Here is a 21309-nt window from a genome sequence, read left to right as displayed (position 1 = left end):
CGGGCGGCGCCGCCTATCCGCCGAGCGCGGTGAGCACCGCCTGGTACGCCGCCTTCTTGTTGCCGGAGCCGTCGAACAGCAGGGGGTTCTCGCCGCTGCGCCAGGAGTCGCTGTCGCGGATGCCCCAGACGGTGATGCCGTTGCAGCGCGGGACGTTCATGCAGGCCCTGACCGTGTTCGCGTACGCGGTCGACGGTGCCTGCGCGATGTCCAGCTCGGTGATCTGCACGTCCACGCCGAGAGCGGCGAAGTTGGCCAGCGTCGTCTGGAACGTCGAGGGCGGCCCGCCGGTGCCGAAGTGGGACTGGAAGCCCACGCAGTCGATGGGCACGCCCCGCGCCTTGAAGTCGCGCACCATGCGGTAGACGCCCTGGGTCTTCGCGGCGTTCCAGTCCTCGATGTTGTAGTCGTTGTAGCAGAGCTTGGCCGCCGGGTCGGCCGTGCGGGCCGTGCGGAACGCCTGCTCGATGAAGCCGTCGCCCAGCAGGTTCTGGAAGACCGAGGAGCGGTGCTGGCCGCTGCCGCCGTCGGCGAACGCCTCGTTGACCACGTCCCAGGAGTGGATACGGCCCTTGTAGTGGTTCATCACGGTGGTGATGTGGTTGTCCATCACGCTGCGCAGCGTGCCCGCGTCCGTGATGGAGCTGACCCAGCCGGGCAGTTGGGAGTGCCAGACCAGCGTGTGGCCGCGTACGCGCTGGCCGTGGGACGCCGCGTGGTTGACGATCTGGTCCGCGGGGCCGAAGTTGAACGAGCCGCGGGACCGCTCGGTGGTGTCCCACTTCATCTCGTTCTCGGGCGTGACGGAGTTGAACTCGCGGTCCAGGATCGAGGCGTAGGTGCCGTCGCCCAGCCGGCCGGCAGCCACGGCGGCCCCGAAGTACCGTCCCGTCTGGGCCGCTTGGGCGCCCAGCGTGGAGGCCTTGATCGTGGGGGCCCGGTCTGCGCCGGGTAAGCCCGTCGCGGTCCCGGGTGTCACCGTCACCAGGGCGGTCGCGGCCAGCAGGCCCAGGACCGAGGCCCGGCGACGGCCCAGGCGTTCGAGCGGGTTCATGTTTCTCCTCGTACGGTCGGATGCGGGTGGGGGGTGGCCGGGGCCGGCCGGGACGGTTTCCCGGTTGCCACGGTCATGACACGTTCGTGATTCCGAACAAGGGTCGAAGAGTCGAGCAACCCGGATGATAGAGAGCCGACGAACGACGTCAATACCTCTCGCATGATTCGCCAGCGCTATCGAAACATTCGCAGCCGAGGGAGGCGGAATCGCCGCAGGCCAGGCGGGCCGACCGCCCGAACCGTCCGGATCGACGACCTTCCGGCGCCGGATCAGGGCCGGATTCGGGCCCGTTCGGCCGACGGTGTTGACATGACCGGCCGCCTCTCTAGTATCCGTGGCACCCAGATTTCCGAACGGCGTCCGAAATTTCGACCACTTCAGTGATCCACGGGAAGAGGAGTTCCAGGTGCCCAGACGATCAGGTGGACGGCTGCTCCGCCTCCTCGCGACCGCCGTGCTGACGGTCACCGCGTCCGTGACGGCCTCCGCCCACTCCCCCGCCACGGCCGCGCCGGGCAGCCCGGCGCTCACCCCGCCGCTGGGCTGGAACAGCTGGAACAGCTTCGGGTGCGGCGTCACCGAGACGCAGGTCCGTCAGGCCGCCGACGCGATGGTGTCCTCGGGCATGCGGGACGCCGGCTACCGCTACGTCGTTGTCGACGACTGCTGGTTCGACCCGCAGCGCGACGCGGCGGGCAACCTGCGTGCCGATCCGGCCAAGTTCCCGAGCGGGATGAAGGCCCTCGGGGAGTACATCCACAGCAAGGGACTGAAGTTCGGCATCTACCAGGTGCCGAACGAGCGCACCTGCGCGCAGGCCACGGGCGGCTACTCCGGGTCCACCGGCAGCAAGGGCCACGAGACCCAGGACGCCGCGACGTTCGCCTCCTGGGGCGTCGACTACCTGAAGTACGACTGGTGTTCCTCCAGCGGTACCCGCGACGAGCAGGTCGCCCGGTTCACGCTGATGCGCGACGCCCTGCGCGCCACCGGGCGCCCGATCGTCTACAGCATCAACCCCAACAGCCTGCACGCCATCACCGGCTCCACCTACGACTGGGGCGAGGTCGCCGACCTGTGGCGGACGACCGAGGACCTGCTCGACATCTGGCAGAACGGCAACACCAACAGCTACCCGATGGGCGTCGGCAACGTCCTGGACGTCACCGCGCCGCTGGCCGCGCAGAACGGCCCGGGACACTGGAACGACCCCGACATGCTGGTCGTCGGCCGCCCCGGCCTGTCGCTGACCGAGTCCCGTTCGCACTTCGCCCTGTGGGCGCTGCTGGGCGCCCCGCTCATGGCCGGCAACGACATCCGGACCATGTCCGCCGACGTGAGCGCGATCCTGCGCAATCCCCGCCTGCTGGCGGTGGACCAGGATGCGCTGGGCGCGGGCGGCCGCAGGGTGCGCGACGACGGCGCCACCGAGGTGTTCGCCAAGGCGCTGTCGGACGGCTCGGTAGCGGTGGGCCTGTTCAACCGGGGCGCCGCGACCACGACGATCACCACGACGGCCGGTCAAGTCGGCCTGTCCGGTGGGCCGTTCACCCTCACCGACCTGTGGACCGGGGGCACGTCGAGCACGTCCGGGCAGATCTCCGCGAGCGTCCCCGCGCACGGTGTGGCCGTGTTCCGGGTCACCGGTGGCACCCCGCTGGCCGCGACCACCTCGCGGCTGCGGGGCGGCGCGTCCGGCCGCTGCGCGGATGTGGACAACGCCTCGACCGCCGCCGGAGCCACCGTCCTGCTCTGGGACTGCCAAACGGCCGCCAACCAGCTGTGGACCACCTGGGCCGGCGGTGAGATCCGCGTCTACGGCGACAAGTGCCTGGACGCCTACGACCAGGGCACCGCCAACGGCACCCGTGTGATCACCTGGCCCTGCAACGGCCAGGACAACCAGAAGTGGACCCTCGGCTCCGACGGTTCGATCCGCAACGTCCACGCCGGGCTGTGCCTGGACGCCGAGGGGTCCGGCACCGCCGCCGGGACCCGCCTGGTCCTGTGGACCTGCGACGGGCGGGCCGGCCAGAAGTGGACCCGGGTGTGAAGGAGGGGCCGGCCGAGGGGTCAGGTTCTCGGCCGGCCCCGGTCCGCATCGCCGTCAGGCGACCTCGGCGGCCGGACTCGCGGTGTCCAGCACGTGCTCACCGGGCCCCAGGACGACCGGAAGGCAGCCGGGCAGCTCGGCCGTGGCCCTGCAGCCGTCCGGCACGGAGATGTGCGCGGTGAGCCCCGCCCCCGTCAGCTCCCAGGCCAGTGAGACCGTGCCGTAGGGGGTGTCGTGGCGGGTGCGGGCCCAGGTGATGCCGCCGCCCGGGCGGGGGCGGAGGACGATCTCGCGGTAGCCGGGAGCCGTGGCGTCGATGCCGCCGACGACCCGGTGCAGCCAGTCGGCGACAGCGCCCAGGGCGTAGTGGTTGAAGGACGTCATGCCGCCCGGGTTGAGGCTGCCGTCCGGGCGCATGCTGTCCCACCGCTCCCAGATGGTCGTGGCCCCCATCGTCACCGGGTACAGCCAGGAGGGGCACTCGGTCTGGGTCAACAGCCGGTAGGCCACGTCGAGGTGGCCGGTGTCGGTGAGCGCGTCGCAGATCAGCGGGGTGCCGACGAAGCCGGTGGCGATGCGGGCGTCGTCGGCGAGGACCAGCTCGGCCAGCCGGTCCCCCGCTGCCTGACGCTGGTGCGGGGTGAGCAGTCCGAAGGCGATGCCGAGGGCGTAGGCGGTCGGACTGTCGCTGGTCATGCGGCCGGAGGCGGTGACGTGACGGCGGCGGAAGGCGTCCGCGACGTCGTCGGCCAGCCGGGCGTACCGCTCCGCCTCCTTCCGCTCCCCCAGCTCCGCCGCGGCGAGGGAGAGGTGGCGGGCGGAGTGGGCGAAGTACGCCGTCGCGACCAGGTAGCGGTCGGTGCGCCCGGCCGCCGGGTCGTCGGGCGGCGCGGCGGGATCGAGCCAGTCGCCCAGTTGGAAGCCGGTGTCCCACAGCCGGCTCGGGCCGGCCAGCCGCTCCACGAGGTCGACCCACGCCTTGGCCATCGGAAGATGGCGGCGGAGCTGGTCGAGGTCGCCGAAGCGCCGGTAGAGCGTCCAGGGGGTGAGGACCGCCACATCGCCCCAGGCGGCCCCGGGCTGGATCGGTGTCCACATCGGCTCGCCGGGGATGACGGGCACGTACCAGGGGATCGTGCCGTCCGGGAGCTGTTCCAGGCCCACGTCGGTGAGCCAGGAGTCCAGCATGCCGGCACAGTCGTACAGGAAAGCGGCGGTGGGGGCGAAGACCTGGATGTCGCCCGTCCAGCCGAGGCGTTCGTCGCGCTGCGGGCAGTCGGTGGGGATGTCGACGAAGTTGCCGCGCATGCTCCAGACCACGTTCTCGTGCAGACGGTTGATCATCGGGTCGCTGCACTCGAACCACCCCGTGCGCCGCATGTCGGTGTGGTAGACGCGGGCCGTGACCGCTTCGGGGGTCAACTCGCCCGGCCAGCCGGTGATTTCGGCGTACCGAAAGCCGTGCAGGGTGAAGCGGGGCTCCCAGCTGAGGGGCCCCTGCCCGGAGAGCGTCAGGGTGTCGGTGGCGTACGCCTCGCGCAGCGGGCCGGTGGCCGGCTCGCCGGCCTGCAGGACTTCGGCGTGCCGGAGGGTGAGGGTGGTGCCGGCCGGGCCGTCGACGGTGAGGCGCAGCCGGCCGACGAGGTTCTGGCCGAAGTCGAGGAGGTGGCGGCCGTCGTCCGTGCGGGTGATGGACACCGGCGGGATCTCCTCGGTGCAGCGCACCGGCGGGCCCTGCGGGGCGACCAGGGTGCGCGGGTCGCGTCCGCCCGTGCGTACGGCCTCCCACTCGCCTGTGTCGGCGCGCGAGGGTGTCGCCCAGTCCGGATCGTGCAGCCGGGCGTCGAAGGTCTCACCCTCGTACAGGCCGCTGGTGAGGATCGGCCCGGGTGCCGCGCGCCAGGTTCCGTCGGTGGCGACGACGTGCGTGGTGCCGTCGTCGCAGGTGACCTCCAGTTGGGCGATGAGGGACTGGTCGGTGCCGTAGATGTTGCGGGTGCCGCCGTCGAAGCCGTACTTGCCGCGGTACCAGCCGTCGCCGAGCCATGCCCCGATGGTGTTGGCGCCTTCGGTGAGGTGGCCGGTGACGTCGTGGGTGCGGTAGCGGAGCCGGTGCGGGTAGACCGTCCAGCCCGGGGCGAGCGCCTCGTCGCCGACGCGGCGGCCGTTGATCTCGACCTCGTACAGGCCGTGGGCGGTGACGTAGAGGCGGGCGCGGGTGACAGGACGGCCGAGACGGAAGTCCTTGCGCACCCGGGCCGGGCGGCGGGCCGCGAGCGGGTTCTCGTCCCAGCCCGCCCCGACCGGGACCGCCGCCCAGTCGGCGGGGTCCAGCAGTCCGGCCTCCACCGCGCTCGGCCTGCTCCAGGCGGACGGCTCGGCGGCGCCCGGGGCCCAGACACGGACGCGGACGGTGACGCGTTCGCGTGAGGTGAGCGGACCGCCGGGCCAGGCCACCAGGACCTGGTCGGGGCTTTCCACCCGGCCGGTGCGTTCGGTGCGGCCGGCGCGGTCCAGTTCGAGTTCGTACGCCTCCTGGGCGCCGCAGCCGGGAGGCAGGGTCCACGACAGGCGGGGGGCGGGGACGCCGGCGCCGAGGCCGTCCGTGAGGTGCTCGAAGGACACCGGGGAAGGCTGAGGGGGGAGCAAGACAAACCTTTCGTCACATGCGCGGGAGCGGTCGGCGGGACGGGGCCGGGGTCAGCCCTTGACCGCTCCCGAGGTGAGGCCCTTCATGACCTTCTGGTTGAGGAACAGGTAGATCAGGAGGGTGCCGAAGACGTTGATGCAGATGGCGGCGAAGAGCGGGCCGTACTGGGTGGCGCCGAAATCACCGGTGAAGTTGAGCAGGCCGACCTGGATGGTGCGCAGGTCCTGGTTGTTGGTGAAGGTCAGCGCGATGAGCAGGTCGTTCCAGATGAAGAAGAACTGCACCAGGCCGACGGTCAGCAGAGCGTTGCGGACCAGGGGCACGCTGATGGTCCAGAAGGCGCGCAGGATGCCGGCGCCGTCGATGGTGGCCGCCTCGAACAACTCGCGCGGGACGGTCCGGTAGTAGGTGGCCATCATGAAGACGGTCAGCGGCAGGCCGGTGCCGGTGTAGGTGAGGACGAGCGGCCACAGGGTGCCGGACAGGCCGGTTCGGAAGTAGACGGTGAACAGCGGCAGCAGGATCAGCTGCGGCGGCACCATCATGCCCACGAGGAAGACCAGCAGGGTCAGGCTGCGGCCCTTCCACACCATGATCTGGAGGGCGAATCCGGCCGCCGTTCCCAGCAGCAGCATGAGCGCCAGGGCCGGGACGACCGCCAGCAGGCTGTTCTGCACGTACAGGCCGATGTTGCCCGTCGTCCACGCCTCGGCGTAGTTGCCCCACTCCCAGTGCGTCGGGAGGCTCCAGGTGGAGTGGTTGAGGTAGTCGTCGTTGGACTTCAGCGATGTCAGGAACATCCACAGCAGCGGGTAGATCTCGACTATCAGCAGCAGGCCGACGACGATCTTCACCCAGAGCCGGCTTCCCTTGCGGGGGCGCCGCCGGGCGTCGCGACCGGACGGCTGCCGGCCCGGGCGGCTGGCGGAGGTCCGCACAGTGGTGTCGATGGCCATCCTTCTCAGCCCTCCGTGAGGTCGCGCCGTGAGACGCGGTAGACGGCCAGGCTCACCAGCAGGCACACGACCGTGAGCAGCAGGGCGATGGTGCTGCCGTAGCCGTAGTCGCTGTAGGTGAACGACGTCTGGAACATGTACAGGGTCAGCGGGGTGGTGCCGTTGCCCGGCCCGCCGCCGGTGAGGGCGACGATCGAGTCGAAGACCTTCAGCGTGCCGTTGATGCTGAAGATCAACGAGGACATCAGCACCGGGAGCGACAGGGGCAGCACGATGTGGCGCACCAGCCGCAGGCCCGTCGCTCCGTCCAGGCGGGCCGATTCGAGGACCTCGTCGGGGATGTCGACGAGGCCGGCGAAGAGCAGCACGGCGTAGAAGCCCATGGACCGCCAGATGTCCATGACGACCAGGACCCAGAAGGCGTGGCCCGCGCTGCCGAAGAAGTCGACCGACTCCAGGCCGACGGCGTTGAGCAGGGAGTTGACCGGGCCGGTCTGCGGCGCGACCTGGAAGAACTTCTGGAAGAGCAGACCGACGGCGACCGTGGGGAGCACCACGGGGAAGAACACCAGGGTGCGGATGAGCGCCGAGGCCCGCTTGAGGAAGAACACGTACAGCAGAGCCAGCAGGTAGCCGGCGACGACCTGCCCGACGGTGACGACCACGGCGTACTTCAGGGTGAACCACAGGGCGCTGTGGACGGCCGGGTCGTCCAGCAGCCGGGAGAAGTTGGCGACGCCGTTCCCGGTGAAGCCGTCGATGGTGTTGCCCTTGGTGAAGGAGTAGCCGAGCGACCACACCATGGGCACGAGCATGATCAGTGAGTAGACGAGGAGGGCGGGACCGAGCAGGAGGGCGACGGCCCTGCGGTCACCGAGTACGCGGTGCATGGGTGGTGTCCACTTCGTTCGCGTGGAGGGTGTCTGCCGACGGCGGCGGGGGCGGCACGGAGTGCGCGCGGGGAGGCGGGCGCGCCGCCCCCGGCCGGTCACTGGGCGGCCAGAGCGTCCTGAACGGTCTGCATGAACTGCTTCGGGCTCATGCTGCCGCTGACCAGGCTCGCCGCGTTGGTCTGGCTGACGGTGGTGGCCTTGGTGCCGAACAGGGCCTCGAACCAGAGCACGTTCTGCTTCGAGGTGCTGATGGTGTCGCGGACCTGGGTGGTGACCGCGTTGGCGTCCTCGACCTCGGTGTTGACCTTGAAGCCGGAGATGGACCCGTGGTCCTTCAGGGCGGTGCTGCCGTAGTTCTCGGCGATGCAGCCGACCCAGTCGCCGGTCTTCTTGTCGAAGGACTTGGCGCCGAGGGTGATGCCGAGGCCGACGTTGGAGGGGTACTGGCCGGCGGAGCCCTTGCCGCCCGTGACGGCCGGGAACGGCATGAAGCCGACGTTGTCCGCGCCGATCTTGTCCTGCTTCGCGTCGGAGATGTTCGCCAGGGCCCAGCTGCCCATGTAGAACATGGCGGCCTTGCCGGTGAGGAACTGGTTCATCGCGGTGTCGTAGTCGATGGAGCCGACGCCCTTGCCGAAGTAGCCCTTCTTGCCGAGCGCCGCCACCTCCTCGGCGGCCTTCAGGTACTGCGGGTCGGTCAGCTTCGCCTTGCCGTCGGCCACCTTCTGCAGCGCGTCGGGGCCGAGGCTGCGGTAGAGGTAGCCGCTGATCAGACGGGTCAGCGGCCAGCCCTGCTGACCGGAGGCGGAGAACGGCTGGATGCCCTTGGCCTCCAGCTTCGCCGCGGCCGCGACGAGCTCGTCCCAGGTACCCGGCACCTTCAGCCCGTTGTCGGTGAAGATCTTCTTGTTGTAGAAGATGCCCTCGATGTTGTACTCGTAGGGCAGCACCTCCAGCTTGCCGCCGTACAGCGCCTTGATCGTGGAAACGGCGGCCGGCTCCAGCTGGTCGTAGACGCCCAGTTCCTTCAGCTTCGCCTCCAGGTCGGCGACCTTGCCCGACTTCGCCAGCCGTTGGGTGAGGGCCGGGGCGTTGCCCGCCGCGAACTGGACCGGCAGGGCGTTCTGGCCGGCCAGCAGTTGCAGCTTCTGGTCCAGGCTCGCCTGGGGAACGGTCTCCACCTTCAGCGGCAGAGCGGCGTTCGCGGTCTTGCACGCGCCTGCCGACAGGGTGGTCAGGGTGCTCTTGACGGTCGTGTTCTCCGTCACGCTGAGGTAGCTGAACTCCTTGGGCGCGGCCGCGGTGCCGCCGCCGCTGCCGCCGCAGGCGGTGGCGAGCAGGGCCAGCGAAGCGGTGCCGGCCACGACGAGACTCGGGCGGGTGCGGCGGGCACGGGGCATACGAGAGGACACGGAGGACTCCCATGGATCATCGGGGAAGTGCGGGGCGGGGAAGGACGCCGGTGGCGAGGAGCGGGCCCGGGCCGGGCGACGGAGCGCCGTGCGGGAGAGTTTGTAAAACGTTCTCTACGGCGATTGGGCAACACCCTGCACCTCGACCGTGCTTCCGTCAAGGCACATCCCGGTAACGAGCAAGTTACCTGCAAAGGGCTTGACGAAGCCCGGGTGTCATCCTGTAGACCGTTACACACACCTCTACGAATCCGGAGTGCTGACGATGGACGGGGCTGTCGCACCCAAGCAGAACAAGCGCGTGACCATCAGCGACGTCGCCCGGCACGCCGGCGTGTCCACGGCCGCGGTCTCCAAGGTGCTGCGCAGCGCCTACGGCGTGAGTCCCGCGATGCGGGAGAAGGTGCAGGCGGCCATCGCCGAGCTGGGCTACCGCCCGCACGCGGCGGCGCGCGGCATGCGCGGCCGGACGTACACGATCGGGGTCCTGCTGGACAACGTCCGCAACGCGTTCTTCGCGGACATCCTCGACGGCGTCCGGGACGAACTGCGCACCAGCGAGTACACGGTGCTCGTCGGCGCGGCCGGGTTCGAGCCGGACGAGCAGGCCCGGACCGTCCGGGCGATGGTCGATCGCCAGATGGACGGGCTGATCCTCATCGCTCCCGGCACTCCGCGCGACGAGATCCTCTCCACAGCCGCCTCCACTCCGACCGTGGTCATCGGCCACCACGACGCCGCGGACAGCCACGACTCGGTCGTGGACGCCGACGACATCGGCGCCGGCCTGGTCGTGGACCACCTCGTCTCGCTCGGGCACCGCGACATCGCCCTGGTCTCGGCTCCCGGCACCAGGTCCAACCGCTGGCAGCGCACACCCGAGATCGTGCTGACCGACGGCTACCTCGAGGCGATGCGGCGCCACGGCCTGGCGGACCACGCGCGGGTGCACCACGCCGCGTACTCCGACGAGGGCGGCTTCAAGGCGGGCATGACCCTGCTGACGGCGGACCGCCGCCCGACAGCGATCATGACCGGCGCCGACGTCGCCGCCCTGGGCATCTACCGCGCCGTCCACGAACTGGGGCTGCGCATCCCCGACGACCTCTCCCTCGTCGGCTACAACAACACCGCGCTGGCCTCGCTCGCCCCGGTCCGGCTCACCAGCGTCGACCAGGCGGGCCACACGATGGGCGCCACCGCGGCACGCCTGCTCATCGAGCGCGTCGAGGGCCGCCGCGACCGCGCGGTGCGCAGCACCATGACGCCCCGGCTGGTGGTGCGCGGCAGCACCGCCGCACCACGGGTCGCCGGGCCGTGAACCGCCGGCCGCCGGCCCCGTCCAGGCACGGCACTCGGATCCGACCGCGCGGGAGGACGGAGGATCCGGGCCGTGGCGGGTGCCGGCAGCGGGCCGGCGTCAAGGACGTCGCGTGCGAGTCCGGCGCCCGGTCACGGCCTCCCGCCGTTCGGCTTCGGGGCGAGTCCGGCCGCGACCAGTTGGGTTCTTATGCGCTTGCGGGCCCGGTGCAGCCGGCTCATCACGGTCCCCTCCGGTACGCCGAGCACCTCGGCGGCCTCCGCGTAGCTCAGTCCGCCGATGTCCACCAGCCGTACTACCTCACGGTGCTTGTCCGGCAGGGCGGCGAGCGCGGCGCCGACCGCATCGTCGAAGCCCTCACCGACCACCACGTCCTCCGGTGAGGCCACCGCCCGGGCGGACGGCACGCGGTCGAGGTCGGTGTCCGGGTCGTCGAGGAGGTGGGGCCGGCGGCGGCGGTGCCGGTTGATCTCCGTCCGGCGCATGATGGTCAGCAGCCAGGCGCGCGGGTGCTCGCCGTCGAACCGGTCGATCGCCCGGTAGGCGCGCAGCAGCGTCTCCTGCACCAGGTCGTCGGCGTCGGCGGGCTGCGCGGTCAGCGTCATCGCCACCCGCAGCAGCACCTCCACCTCGGGCAGCACGAACTCCACGAACGCCTCGTCCCGCACCTTCGACGGCTCGGCCACTCTGTCTCCCACGGGCTGGTGTCCCCCAGGCCAACCTGAGCATGCCACGCGGACAGAAACCTCGTAACGCGGACTTTTGACGCATAACGGAACCGGGTGACCGCGGGCGGTGCCGGTCGCGGGCGGAGTGCCGCGCGTGGCCGTGCCGTGTGCGACCGCGCCGTGCGGCCGGCGTCCGGTCGCCCGAGGTCGCCGGCGGCCTTGTCCGCACTGCCCCGCCGGGCCGCGACCGGCCGGGCCACCGACCGGCTCGGGCGGGCCGTCGCGCCCGGATTCCCGCGACGATCCGGCCTGTCCCGGTGATCCGGTCCGGCGGCGCGGCAGGCGGCACACGGTTTTCCCGGCCATCGGCCGAAAGGGTGAACCGGCTGCCCCCGCCCCATCGGTCGGGCAGCCGCCGGACAGTGGTGTCCGGGTCCGGGCAGTCGGCACGGCGCGCTCACCCTCCGGTGCGCGGCAGGTACTCGCCGTGCGCCCGCGTGACGCTGCCCGTCGAACGCGGACCGCGCTCGAAGACCGGACCGGGGGGCGGACCGCGCTCCGCCGGGCTGTGCCCGGCGGCCGCCGTGCCGGAAGCCCGGCGCGGCCGACGCCGCCCCGGACGGCTCCGGCGGTACCACCCGCTCCCGCCGTCCTCGCGGGTCTCACACTCCGGTCCTGCGCCGGTGCTGCCCGTCCGCGTCGCCCTGCAGCAGTCCCCCGGCGAACGCGCGCAGCCGCTCGACCGCGTCGGGGTCCGGCTCGGGCCGGCGGACGAGCGCGTCCTTGATCTTCCGGTAGGTCTCGGCCTCCGGTCCGCAGCGGCGGCAGTCCTCCAGATGGGCCACCACCCGGCGGGCGGTCGCGTCGTCGGTCTCTCCGTCCAGATACGCCTGCAGGGCCCGGGCCACCTGCCTGCAGGTCATCCCGCGGTCGGCGGGGCATCCGCGTTTCCCCCAGATGCTCACCGTTCACCTCCTTCCAGCACCGGTCCGCCCGCCGTCGGTGTCCGCCGGACGGACCACCTGCGCCGGCCGCGACCTCGTGAAACGTCGGTCCGGGCGGCGCTGCCCAGCACCGGCCCTCCGGCCCGCACCGGTTGTCCGGCCGCGCCGGTTCTCCGGCCCGTTCCGGCCGTGCGGTCGACGTCGTCGCCACCCGCGGCGGCGTCGCCTTCCGGGCGGCACGCACCGCGCGCTCACTCTAGGCGGTTTCCGCCTCAGCGGCCTTTCCGCGGGGCGACACCGGAGCCGAACGGATCCGTCACGCTCCGTCCGGCTCCGGCGCCGGGTCGGGTGCCGGCGGACGCAGGCCCCACTCGAAGGCCTTGGCGACCGCCTCGAGCTGGGACCGGGCCTCCAGCTTCTCGAGGATCCCCCGTACGTGGGTCCGTACGGTGGCGTAGCTGATCGTCAGGCGGTCGGCGATGGCCCGGTTGTCGAGCCCCTGGGTCATGAGGACGAGGATCTCCTCCTCCCGGGCGGTGAGTCTGCTCAGCCGTTCCGCCTGCTGGTCGGAGACACGGGTGGTCTCGCGATGACGGGCGAGGACCTCCATGAGGGTGCGGGCGGGGATGAGGATCTCGCCCGCGGCCGCCCCGCGGATCGCCGTGGCGATCTCGTCGCCGCCCGCCGACTTGAGCAGGTATCCGCTCGCGCCCGCCTCGGCCGCGGCCAGCAGGGCGGCGTCGCTGGTGTCGGCGCTGAGGAAGACGGCGACGACGGCCGGATCGCGGGCCCGGATGCGGGCCGCGACATCGGCGCCGGTGCCGTCGGGGAGCCGGTAGTCGATCAGCGCCACCTGCGGGGAGAGCTGCTCCGCCATGGGCACCGCCTCGGCGACGGAGTCGGCCCAGCCGACCACCGTCAGGTCGTCGTACTCGTCGAGCAGGGCCCACAGCCCCTCCGCGACGGCCCGGTGGTCCTCGACCAGCAGCACCGTGACGAGGTCGGGCGGAGGCTTCATCGCTCGGTTTCCTCCGGTGCGGAAGCACCGCCCTCCTCCGCCCCGGACTCCGCTTCCGTAGGCAGTGTCTCCGCGAGCGGTACCCAGAACTCGACCGTGGTGCCCGTCCCCGGCTCGCTCTCCACCCGGCTCCAGCCTCCCGCCATCCGGGCGCGTTCGTGGATGAGGGTGAGCCCGAGATGGCCGGGGCGGGACTCCACCTCGCGCGGGTCGTAGCCCACGCCGTCGTCGACGATCCGCATCAGGCAGCCCTCTTCGACGCCGAGCAGCTGGACGCGCACCATCGTGGCCCGGGCGTGCTTGCGCACGTTCATCAGGGCTTCCTGCGCGGTCCGGTAGATCAGCACCATGGTGTCGACGGGCAGGGCGGCCGTCATCTGGTCCTCGAACTTGTAGTGGGTGCCGGTCTCGGCGCGCATCCGGTCGAGAAGGGTCCGCAGGGCGGTCGACAGGCTGCCGTGCTCCAGGCTGGAGGGCCGCAGGTCGAAGATGAGCTGCCGCAGACGGCTCAGCGAGAGTTTCAGGGTCTCGTCCAGCCGCTCCGTCACCTGCAGGTCCTTCGGATCCGTCAGCCGTCTGCGCAGCTGCTGCAGGCGCAGCGCGGCCGCGGTGATGACCTGGATGGTGTCGTCGTGGATGTCGGCGGCGATGCGCCTGCGTTCCTCCTCCTGGACGTAGATGAGGTGGCTGAGCAGCGCCTGCCGGTCACGGTCGGTGCCTTCCAGGAGTTCCAGGCTGCGTTCCAGGACGAACTGGGCGCGCTGCACCTCGGTGATGTCCCGGACGGTCAGCACGGTGAAGACGCCCTCGGCGGTGCGCAGCGGGCTGATGCTCACATCGGCCGGGAACTGCTTGGAGTCATGGCGCCGGCCGACCAGTTCCACTCTGTGCGCCATCGGCTCCTGGCGCGGGGCGGCCCAGTCGCGCAGCGAGACGGCCAGCGACTGGTCGGGCAGCAGGACGTCGATGCGCATGCCCAGCAACTGCTCACGACCGTAGCCGAACATGGTTTCGACACGCGGGCTGGCCTGGTGGATACAGCCCGCCGCGTCGACGATCATCATCGCGTCGGGCGACGACTCGACGAGCTGGCGCAGCCGGTCACCGGTCACGCCCGCGTCGCTCAGATCGGTGACGTACACCACGTAGCGGGGACGCCCGCCGCGCAGCCGGCCGCCGCCGAGCCGGGCCGGGAACTCCGAACCGTCCCGGCGCAGACCGCGTATCGGCGGCGTGAGTTCCGGCCCGGCGGCCGATCCGGTGACGGGAATCTCGGGCAGCAGGTCCCGCAGCCGCTTGCCGCGCAGTTCGGTCGCGCTGTAGCCGAACATGTGCCGGGCCGGCGCGTTGGCGAGTTCGATCCGGCCCTGGACCCCGGTGACGAGCACGCCGCAGGGAGCCTGCTCGAGCACGTCCAGGCAGGCCTTCTCCTCGATGCGTACGGGCGCGGTTCCCGCTCCGGGCACCTGCGGCCGGTGGACGCGCCGCAGGGGTACCAGGCAGACCTCGGCGAGCTCGGCGGAGATGCTGAACTGGTCGCGGGCGGCCCTGGTGATCGCCTCCAGGATCTCCTCCGCGGGCGCGCCTTTGACCAGGTAGCCGACGGCCCCGGAGGCGAGCACGTCGGTCACGGTCTCCCGGTCCGCGTACGCGGACAGGGCCAGCACCCTGGTGTCCGGTGCGCGTTCGCGGAGGGTGCGTATGGTGGCGGGGGCGTCCCCCTTGGGCATGTGCACGTCCAGAACCAGCACGCGCGGGTGCGTCTGGCTCACCACCGCGACCGTCTGCGCGTGGTCGACGGCCAGCCCCACCATCTCGAAGGCGGGGTGGGAGCGGACCAGGTCCGCGAGCGCCTCGCGGACCTCGGCGTCGTTGTCGGCCACCATGACGGTGATGCGGTGGCTCATGGCTGTCCGCTCCTTCCGCCAACGGTGTCCGGCAGATGACGGGGACTGAACTGGTCGGGCCGGCAGGCTTCGAGCGACGGCATGACGGCGGCGACCGGGGCGATCAGAACGTCGTAGTGACCGCCGATCCGGTCGCAGACGGCGATCGCCATCACCGCGTCCCACACCGCGGCCCAGAACGCCCAGTCGTGCCTCTGGTGGTTCCGCGCCGTGTCCAGGGCCGCCCGGCGGGCCGCGGAGGCCGCCACCAGGATGCGGTAGCGCTCCTCCTCGGTGGTGGTGCGCCGCACCTCGGCCCATGCCTCGGCGCGGGTCTGGCTGGAGGTCTGCCGCCACAGGCCGGCCACCCGATCGATCTGCTGCGCCGACAGATCCTCGATGCGGGTGAGAAACTGCAGGACCCCTCGGGTGTTGGGCCCGAAGACGACACTCATGGTGCTCTCCTTGCGCGTCTGTCGCTGCGCCGGCTCCGGGCCACTTCGTCAGCCCGCCCGGCCTACTGCCCCTGCCCCTGCTGTCCCTGCTGCTGGCCTTGGTTCTGCCCCTGGTTCTGCTGCTGGCCGCCCTTCTGGGCCGAGTTGACGGACGCCTTGGCCTGACCGCCGCTCTTGCTGCCGACGAGCTTGAAGCTCACGCCTCCCTCGTCCGCCTTGGTGATCTGGTAGGAGCCCACGGCGTCGGCCGCGCCCTTGTCGTTGACCTGGAAGGTCGTCATCCTTCGCGAGTCGCCGTTCGGGCCGCCGACGTAGAGGGTCACCATCTCCCTGGGGGCGAACCCGGTGACGTAGAAGCTCACCGCCGTACCGGCCTTGCCGGAGTACGTGCTGGGCTCCGCGGACGGCGTGTAGGGCATCACCTGGAAGGCGGAGCGGACCACGGCGCGGGTCCGGTCGCCGATCGCGGTGAGGCTCTGCGTGCCCTTCAAACCGAAGGGTACGTCGAAGGAGACGATTCCGGACCTGCCGTTGGCGTCCGCGTTGGCGGTGAAGGCGGGGATCCCGCCGGCGCTGTTGATGTAGTAGAGGATTCGCTCGTTGGGGGCGAACCCGCTGGCGGAGACACTGATCCGCTGCCCGGACTTCAGGGCCCAGGGCGACGACTTGATCGTCGGGTACAGGCCCAGGACCTGGAAGGGCGCGCTGGCCGTGGTGTGGCTCTTCCTGCCGACCAGGATCAGCGTGCTGGGGCCGGTGGGGGCCACCCCGACCTTGACGTCCGCGCGGCCGATGCCGCCGGATCCGTCGGCGGTCAACGTGGTGTCCGGCCTGCCGCCGACGCGGCCCCAGTAGACGTCGATGGCTTCACCGGCCCGGAAACCGCGGACGTTCAGCGACACCGTGTCACCGGGCTTGCCGACCATCTTGCTGGCCTTCACGGAACCGGCCACGCCACCCGCGACGAGCTGGGCCTCGGCCGCCTTGTCGGCGCCACGCTGCTGCACGACCACGACGGCGCCGTTGCTGACGTTCTCGGGCACGGTGATCGGGGCGTAGATCGACCCGTACTTGTCGGTCTTCGCCGACGCGATGCCCTTTCCCTCGTCCTGCTTGGCCGAGGTCTTCAGGAACACGTCCACCATGGACCTGGCGTCGAAGCCCGCGCCCTCCACGGTGGCCTTGCCGCCGGGGGTGACCAGGCCGGGGTTGACCACGATGATCGGCCCTGCCTGCCTCGGGATCTTCTGCCCGCCCAGCCTGATCGTCTTCGGCTTCTGGGAGGGCGGCTCGAGCTTCTTCTCGCTCTTGCCGTGCCCGGACTTGTCTCCGGTGGTGTTGAGCGCTCCGCCGAAACCCCCGCTCTTGGCCACGACCTGCACGAGGGAGCCCACGGCCACCAGCGCCACGGCGATCAACAGGAGCTTCTTGAAGGTGAACCGCCGCTTGGTCCCTCCGGGCCCCGCGGGGCCCCCGGGTCCGCCGGGTCCTCCCGGTCCGCCGGGTTCTTCCGGTCCGCCGGGTCCTTCCGGCGCCTCGGGCCATCCGGTCCCTCCCGGTCCACCGGATCCCTCCGGTGCCCCGGGCCATCCGGTCCCTCCCGGTCCGCCGGGTCCTCCCGGTCCCCCGCGCCGTCCGGATCCATTCGGTCCGCCGGGTCGTTCCGGTGCCCCGCGCCGTCCGGGTCCTCCCGGTCCGCCGGGTTCTCCCGGTCCGCCGGCTCCTCCCGGTCCGCCGGGTCCTTCCGGCCCCCAGGGCCACGGGGATCCTCCCGGTCCACCGGATCCTCCCGGTCCGCCGGGTCCTTCCGGTCCCCAAGGCCATCGGGATCCTCCCTGTCCACCGGATCCTTCCGGTCCCCCAGGCCATCCGCTTCCTCCAGGTGGAGCCTGCTCGGTTCCATCGGAGCCCGCCGGTATTCCCTTGTATTCCCTGTCCTGGAAGTTTTCGGGCATGACGTTCACCTCCTCGGCCCGGGACTAACCGACCCGGTAGATCTGCAGCTTGATGTCGCCCTGACCTGCCTCCCAGACCTTCCTGGAGTTCTTCAGGGCGGTCAGGATCCAGTTCTCGCGGCCGTCGCCGTTGTTGCCGACCATGGACTGCCGCATCTTGTTGGACATGACGATGTAGTCGATGTTCTGCCACTTCTTGGCGAAGAGCTTGTCGCGCACATCGGGGTCGGACGAGGCATTCCAGTGGGAATGCGCGTACGGGTAGAAGGGAGCGACGTCGTGGAGTTCGCTCCACAGGTCGTCGTCCATGATGATCCGCGCGTTCGCCGGGACGTGCTTGCGTATCCAGGCGACCTGCTCGTCCTGCATACGCGTCAGGTTCAGCTTGGGCTGGTACTGGTCCGCGACGGCCACCCGTCCCTGGTCGTTGATCGTCAGCAGGTAGTTGCTGACCGGGGCGATCAGCAGTACCGCGGCGGCCAGGGCGGGCAACGCCACCCGCACCGCCGGACGGAAGCGACGCAGCAGCCGGTCCGTCACCATGCCGATGGACGCCGAGAACAGCGGGATCAGGGGGACGATGTAGAAGTCCAGCAGCACGCTGCCGCGCACCAGGTAGAAGGTGTAGGCGAGGGCGAGCGTGCCGATCACCAGGAAGCCCAGTTTCCGCTCCCGGTCCCGGAATCCCCAGTACACCGCGGCCAGCATGGAGAACAGGCCGAGGATCAGGAACAGCCCGTCCCGGGGCATCCAGCTGCTGTACAGGAAGCTGCCCTGGCCGAGCAGCGAGCCCTGGTTGCGGTTGAGCTGCCACCACAGGGTGTAGACCAGGGACACGTGGTCGGCCGGCGGGTTGTTCAGGTCGAAGTCGAAGCCGCTGGGCATGAGCTCGTTCTTCAGCACGGCGTACAGGACGTAGCCGCTGATCGGGACCGCCACCGCGAACGGCCACAGCGATTTGGCGAACCGGCGCTGGGTGGAACCCGTCACCCTGCGGTGCAGCAGGTACACCAGGGTGGGCACGAAGAAGATCGCGTTCTCCTTGGTGATCAGCGCCATCCCCAGCGCGGTCCCGGCGCCCAGCGCGTGACGGATCCGCATGTCACGGCCAAGCAGCAGGTACAGGCTCAACAGCACCCAGAACATCATCAGGTTGTCCAGCAGGACCTGCCGCTGGTAGTAGACCGCGATCGGCGAGACGTTGTAGAAGAAGGCGGTCACGGAAGCCGCCAGGAGGCTGCCGGACAGCCGCCGGACGATCTCGAAGAGAAGCACGACGCCGGCGAGGTGGACCAGCAGCATCAGGACCCGGCCGGTGTTGATCGCGTTGCCGAACGTCTCGAACTGGTTCGGCAGCGGGAACGCCCAGCCGGCGAGCTGGATCCAGCCGCCGGGCGCGTGGTCGTAGTCGTAGGTGTACGGCGACAGACTGGTCTGCCGTACCAGCGACCACGCGCGCTGCATGTAGATGCCCTCGTCGGTGAGGTACAGCGGATACTCGAACAGGTGCCAGCCGTGCGTGGCGAGGCCGGTGAGCACGGCGGCGCCCAGCGCGATCTTCCCTCCGGCCCCCAGCGGGGGGAACCGGCCCGGTGTGACGACCGACTGCGGGGTGCTCCGACGGGGCGCCGGGGCCTGCCCGGCGGCCTGTTCGGTCGCCTGCCCGGCGGCCTGTGCGGCGGCCTGTCCGCCGGCTCCGCGTCCCTTGTCGGGGACCAGGACCAGCCGGGGCCTCGTCCTCGAACCTCGTCCCGGTTCACGCGACATGGGAGTCCGCCTCCGCTGAATCGGCCCGGTGGGCGCCGACGTGCTGCGTCTTCTCCCAGTCGCTGCGGCCGGCCATCTGGCGCCGCATGGCGCGGATCGCGGCATAGGCGAGGACGAGCTGGTACGGGTACCAGGCGACGGCCATCTTCAGGACGGCCATCGGTGATCCGCGCAGTCCGTGGGCGTCGGTGAACTCGTACAGGCCGACGGCCTGCGTCACGAAGTGCGCCACCAGCATCAGTACGGGCAGCCAGGAGATGAGCGCCACCAGCACCGGCACCTTCAGGAAGAACATCATGCCGAGGGAGACCACCAGGTACACGCCCAGCATCGCCTGTCCGTGCGGGAACGCCAGTACGTAGAAGGCGAGCCAGCGCTGTTTGCGGGTGGGCATCTGCTTCCAGGTCCCCTTGCTCAGGGTCTGCATGAACCCCTGGCTCCACCGGGTGCGCTGCCGGACGAAGTGACCGAGCGTGGGCGGGGTCTCCTCCTTGGTGACGTAGCGGTCGTCGTAGACCACGCGCACGCGCTCCCCCGCGGCGGACACCCGCAGCCCCAGGTCCGCGTCCTCGGTGAGGTTGTGGTCGTCCCAGCCGCCCAGGCGCACCAGCAACTCGCGTGTGAAGAACACCGTGTTGCCGCCGAGCGGGATGGACCCTTCGAGGGCGTGGTAGTGCAGACGGCTCTTGAACCAGAAGAAGTACTCCAGGACGTTCAGGGAGGAGTACCAGGTGGACTGGAAGTTCATCAGCTGCACGCCGGCCTGGACGACGTTGACCCGGTCCTGGAGCATCACCGTGTTGACCAGGCTGAAGATCGCGGGGTGGATGTCGTCCTCGGCGTCGAAGATGGTCACCACGTCGTGCCGCGCCTGCGGCAGGGCCGCGTTGAGGCCGTGGGGCTTGTTGACGGGCTGGTCGTCGAAGACGACGACCCCGACGTTGTGCACCCCCTCCCGGCCCAGTTCGGCGATCTTCTCCTCGGCCATGTCGATCGTGCCGGTGTCGTCCGCCGAGCAGATCACGAAGACCTCCAGCAGTTCGGCCGGGTAGTCGGCGCGCACCACCCGCTCGATGGTGGTCTGGATGACGTCCTCTTCGTGCCGGGCCGGCAGCAGCACACTGAAGGACAGCCGGGGCGGCAGGAACTCCGCCGGCGCCCTGGCCCTGTCCTCGGCGTCCTTCTGGTCCCAGGTGTAGAGCATCAGGTAGAGGACGTGCGCCGACTGCGCCGTGAGCAGGACGGAGACCGTGACCAGCACGGTGTACAGGACGGCGGTCACCGGGTGCTCCCCCGTGCCCCGTCCCAGACCCACAGGGCGCTGGAGGCGTAGTTGACGGCGAAGGCGGCGCCGATGGCGAGCAGATTCGCCGGAACCAGGGGGAATCCGCCGTGCACCAGGATCCACAGCACCAGCACGTTGACCCCGAGCCCGGTGAGCATGGACACGTTGAACTTGCCGAACCTCTTGAGCGACGGTGCCCGCATGGCGAACGTCCACCAGTCGTTGAGCAGGTAGTTGTTCACCACGGCGACTTCGACGGCGATGGCCGAGGCCGCGAGGAGCGGCACCCCCAAGGGGCCGTGCAGCACGTACAGCACCACGGTGTTCACGGCCGTGCCCACACCGCCGACCACCGCGAACCGAAGGATCCGGCTCTCCAGCAGCGCTCTGACCCGAGCGGCCAAGGCGGTGGATGCGGCAGTTTTCGTGGACAGTTCCGCCTCCGGTTCGTCCGTGTGCACGGGTGCCGTCCGGAAACAGCGCATATCGGCTCCTCCAAGCGGGAGACGCCCCGACTCCGCTCGGCGGGACGTCACCACCAGCGTGCGCTCAGGAGCAGGCGCGTACATCACATAAACGGGGGAGCGCCGAAGCCCCCTTCTGGGGACGCTCGGGTCCCCCGTTCGGGGGATCTACCGCTGTCCACCGAAAGAAGGGGGAGGGGAGGCCCTCCCCCGAAGGGGGGAGGGCCTCCTCACCCGTTGGCGGGTGCAACGCCCTTCTCCCCCTGCGGAGAGTGGAGCGCGCAGGGATGTCCCGGCCCGGCTCCCGGTGGGAGTGGCGGGACCGGGGCCACCGGGCCGCCGGCCCAGTCTCGGCAGCCCGGCCCATGGCCCAGCAGCAGAGGTAGGTGCCTCATATGGCCGGTTCCACGTCACGTTCCAGGCTAGCCGCGCGCGCCGGAGCAGCCGTCGCGGCGACGGCGCTGACCGTCGGACTCCCGGGCACAGCCGTTTCGGCGGGCTCCGGGTCCCTCCGCGATTCCGAAT

General features: G+C 70.7%; 15 protein-coding genes and 1 pseudogene. 2 read left to right on the top strand and 14 right to left on the bottom strand.

Translation table 11 applies throughout. The features are described 5' to 3' along the window. Positions 1–16 precede the first annotated feature (16 nt). A pseudogene (locus tag ACZ5GT_RS17200) lies at positions 17–1054 on the bottom strand (glycoside hydrolase family 10 protein); the annotation flags it as partial. 409 nt (positions 1055–1463) lie between these two features. Here ACZ5GT_RS17200 and ACZ5GT_RS17195 point away from each other — a divergent pair. Then, a complete protein-coding gene (locus ACZ5GT_RS17195) occupies positions 1464–3110 on the top strand; it encodes a glycoside hydrolase family 27 protein (protein ID WP_469023531.1) in 1647 nt (548 codons plus the stop codon). Positions 3111–3164: 54 nt separating this feature from the next. Here the strand turns inward: ACZ5GT_RS17195 and ACZ5GT_RS17190 are convergent, their stop codons facing one another. The 4 genes from ACZ5GT_RS17190 to ACZ5GT_RS17175 all read right to left on the bottom strand — a co-directional run bounded on the left by ACZ5GT_RS17190 (position 3165) and on the right by ACZ5GT_RS17175 (position 9021). Next, on the bottom strand, positions 3165–5735 hold the full coding sequence (locus ACZ5GT_RS17190; protein WP_469023524.1) for a family 78 glycoside hydrolase catalytic domain: 2571 nt from the start codon (positions 5733–5735) through the stop codon (positions 3165–3167). Between the two features lie 75 nt (positions 5736–5810). Further along, entirely contained in the window at positions 5811–6716 is a 906-nt protein-coding gene (locus ACZ5GT_RS17185; RefSeq protein WP_469023517.1) for a carbohydrate ABC transporter permease, read from the bottom strand. Positions 6717–6721: 5 nt separating this feature from the next. Beyond that, complete coding sequence (locus ACZ5GT_RS17180; RefSeq protein ID WP_469023512.1) at positions 6722–7606, bottom strand: carbohydrate ABC transporter permease; 885 nt, start codon at positions 7604–7606, stop codon at positions 6722–6724. A gap of 98 nt (positions 7607–7704) precedes the next feature. After that, positions 7705–9021 carry an ABC transporter substrate-binding protein gene (locus tag ACZ5GT_RS17175; protein WP_469023506.1) on the bottom strand — a complete coding sequence of 439 codons (1317 nt, stop codon included), beginning with the start codon at positions 9019–9021 and terminating at the stop codon, positions 7705–7707. 265 nt (positions 9022–9286) lie between these two features. On the opposite strand from ACZ5GT_RS17175, the gene ACZ5GT_RS17170 reads away from it, so the two are divergent. Next, positions 9287–10342 (top strand): LacI family DNA-binding transcriptional regulator, encoded by a 1056-nt coding sequence (locus ACZ5GT_RS17170; protein WP_469023742.1) that lies wholly within the window; start codon positions 9287–9289, stop codon positions 10340–10342. Between the two features lie 131 nt (positions 10343–10473). Here the strand turns inward: ACZ5GT_RS17170 and ACZ5GT_RS17165 are convergent, their stop codons facing one another. The 9 genes from ACZ5GT_RS17165 to ACZ5GT_RS17125 all read right to left on the bottom strand — a co-directional run bounded on the left by ACZ5GT_RS17165 (position 10474) and on the right by ACZ5GT_RS17125 (position 20805). After that, positions 10474–11040, bottom strand: coding sequence for an RNA polymerase sigma factor (locus ACZ5GT_RS17165; protein WP_469023503.1), 567 nt, complete (start codon positions 11038–11040; stop codon positions 10474–10476). 632 nt (positions 11041–11672) lie between these two features. Then, complete coding sequence (locus tag ACZ5GT_RS17160; protein WP_469023500.1) at positions 11673–11975, bottom strand: anti-sigma factor family protein; 303 nt, start codon at positions 11973–11975, stop codon at positions 11673–11675. 295 nt (positions 11976–12270) lie between these two features. Next, positions 12271–12972 carry a response regulator gene (locus tag ACZ5GT_RS17155; RefSeq protein ID WP_469023495.1) on the bottom strand — a complete coding sequence of 234 codons (702 nt, stop codon included), beginning with the start codon at positions 12970–12972 and terminating at the stop codon, positions 12271–12273. Further along, positions 12969–14879 carry a PAS domain S-box protein gene (locus tag ACZ5GT_RS17150; protein ID WP_469023490.1) on the bottom strand — a complete coding sequence of 637 codons (1911 nt, stop codon included), beginning with the start codon at positions 14877–14879 and terminating at the stop codon, positions 12969–12971. Before ACZ5GT_RS17150 ends, ACZ5GT_RS17155 begins: the two co-directional genes overlap by 4 nt. Beyond that, entirely contained in the window at positions 14876–15313 is a 438-nt protein-coding gene (locus ACZ5GT_RS17145; protein WP_469023487.1) for a hypothetical protein, read from the bottom strand. The genes ACZ5GT_RS17150 and ACZ5GT_RS17145 overlap by 4 nt, the downstream gene beginning before the upstream one ends. Positions 15314–15375: 62 nt before the next feature. Next, positions 15376–16731, bottom strand: coding sequence for a hypothetical protein (locus ACZ5GT_RS17140; RefSeq protein WP_469023480.1), 1356 nt, complete (start codon positions 16729–16731; stop codon positions 15376–15378). Between the two features lie 561 nt (positions 16732–17292). Next, a complete protein-coding gene (locus tag ACZ5GT_RS17135) occupies positions 17293–19035 on the bottom strand; it encodes a glycosyltransferase family 39 protein (protein WP_469023473.1) in 1743 nt (580 codons plus the stop codon). Next, the gene (locus tag ACZ5GT_RS17130; protein WP_469023466.1) at positions 19025–20317 is read right to left on the bottom strand and encodes a glycosyltransferase; all 1293 of its coding nucleotides are present in this window, start codon (positions 20315–20317) and stop codon (positions 19025–19027) included. The genes ACZ5GT_RS17135 and ACZ5GT_RS17130 overlap by 11 nt, the downstream gene beginning before the upstream one ends. Then, a complete protein-coding gene (locus ACZ5GT_RS17125; protein ID WP_469023463.1) occupies positions 20314–20805 on the bottom strand; it encodes a GtrA family protein in 492 nt (163 codons plus the stop codon). The genes ACZ5GT_RS17130 and ACZ5GT_RS17125 overlap by 4 nt, the downstream gene beginning before the upstream one ends. Between the last annotated feature and the right edge of the window lie 504 nt (positions 20806–21309).

The organism is Streptomyces sp. NPDC031340 (assembly GCF_055569945.1).
The sequence above is the reverse complement of the archived record's forward strand: the minus strand, read 5'-3'. Positions and strand labels throughout refer to the sequence as shown.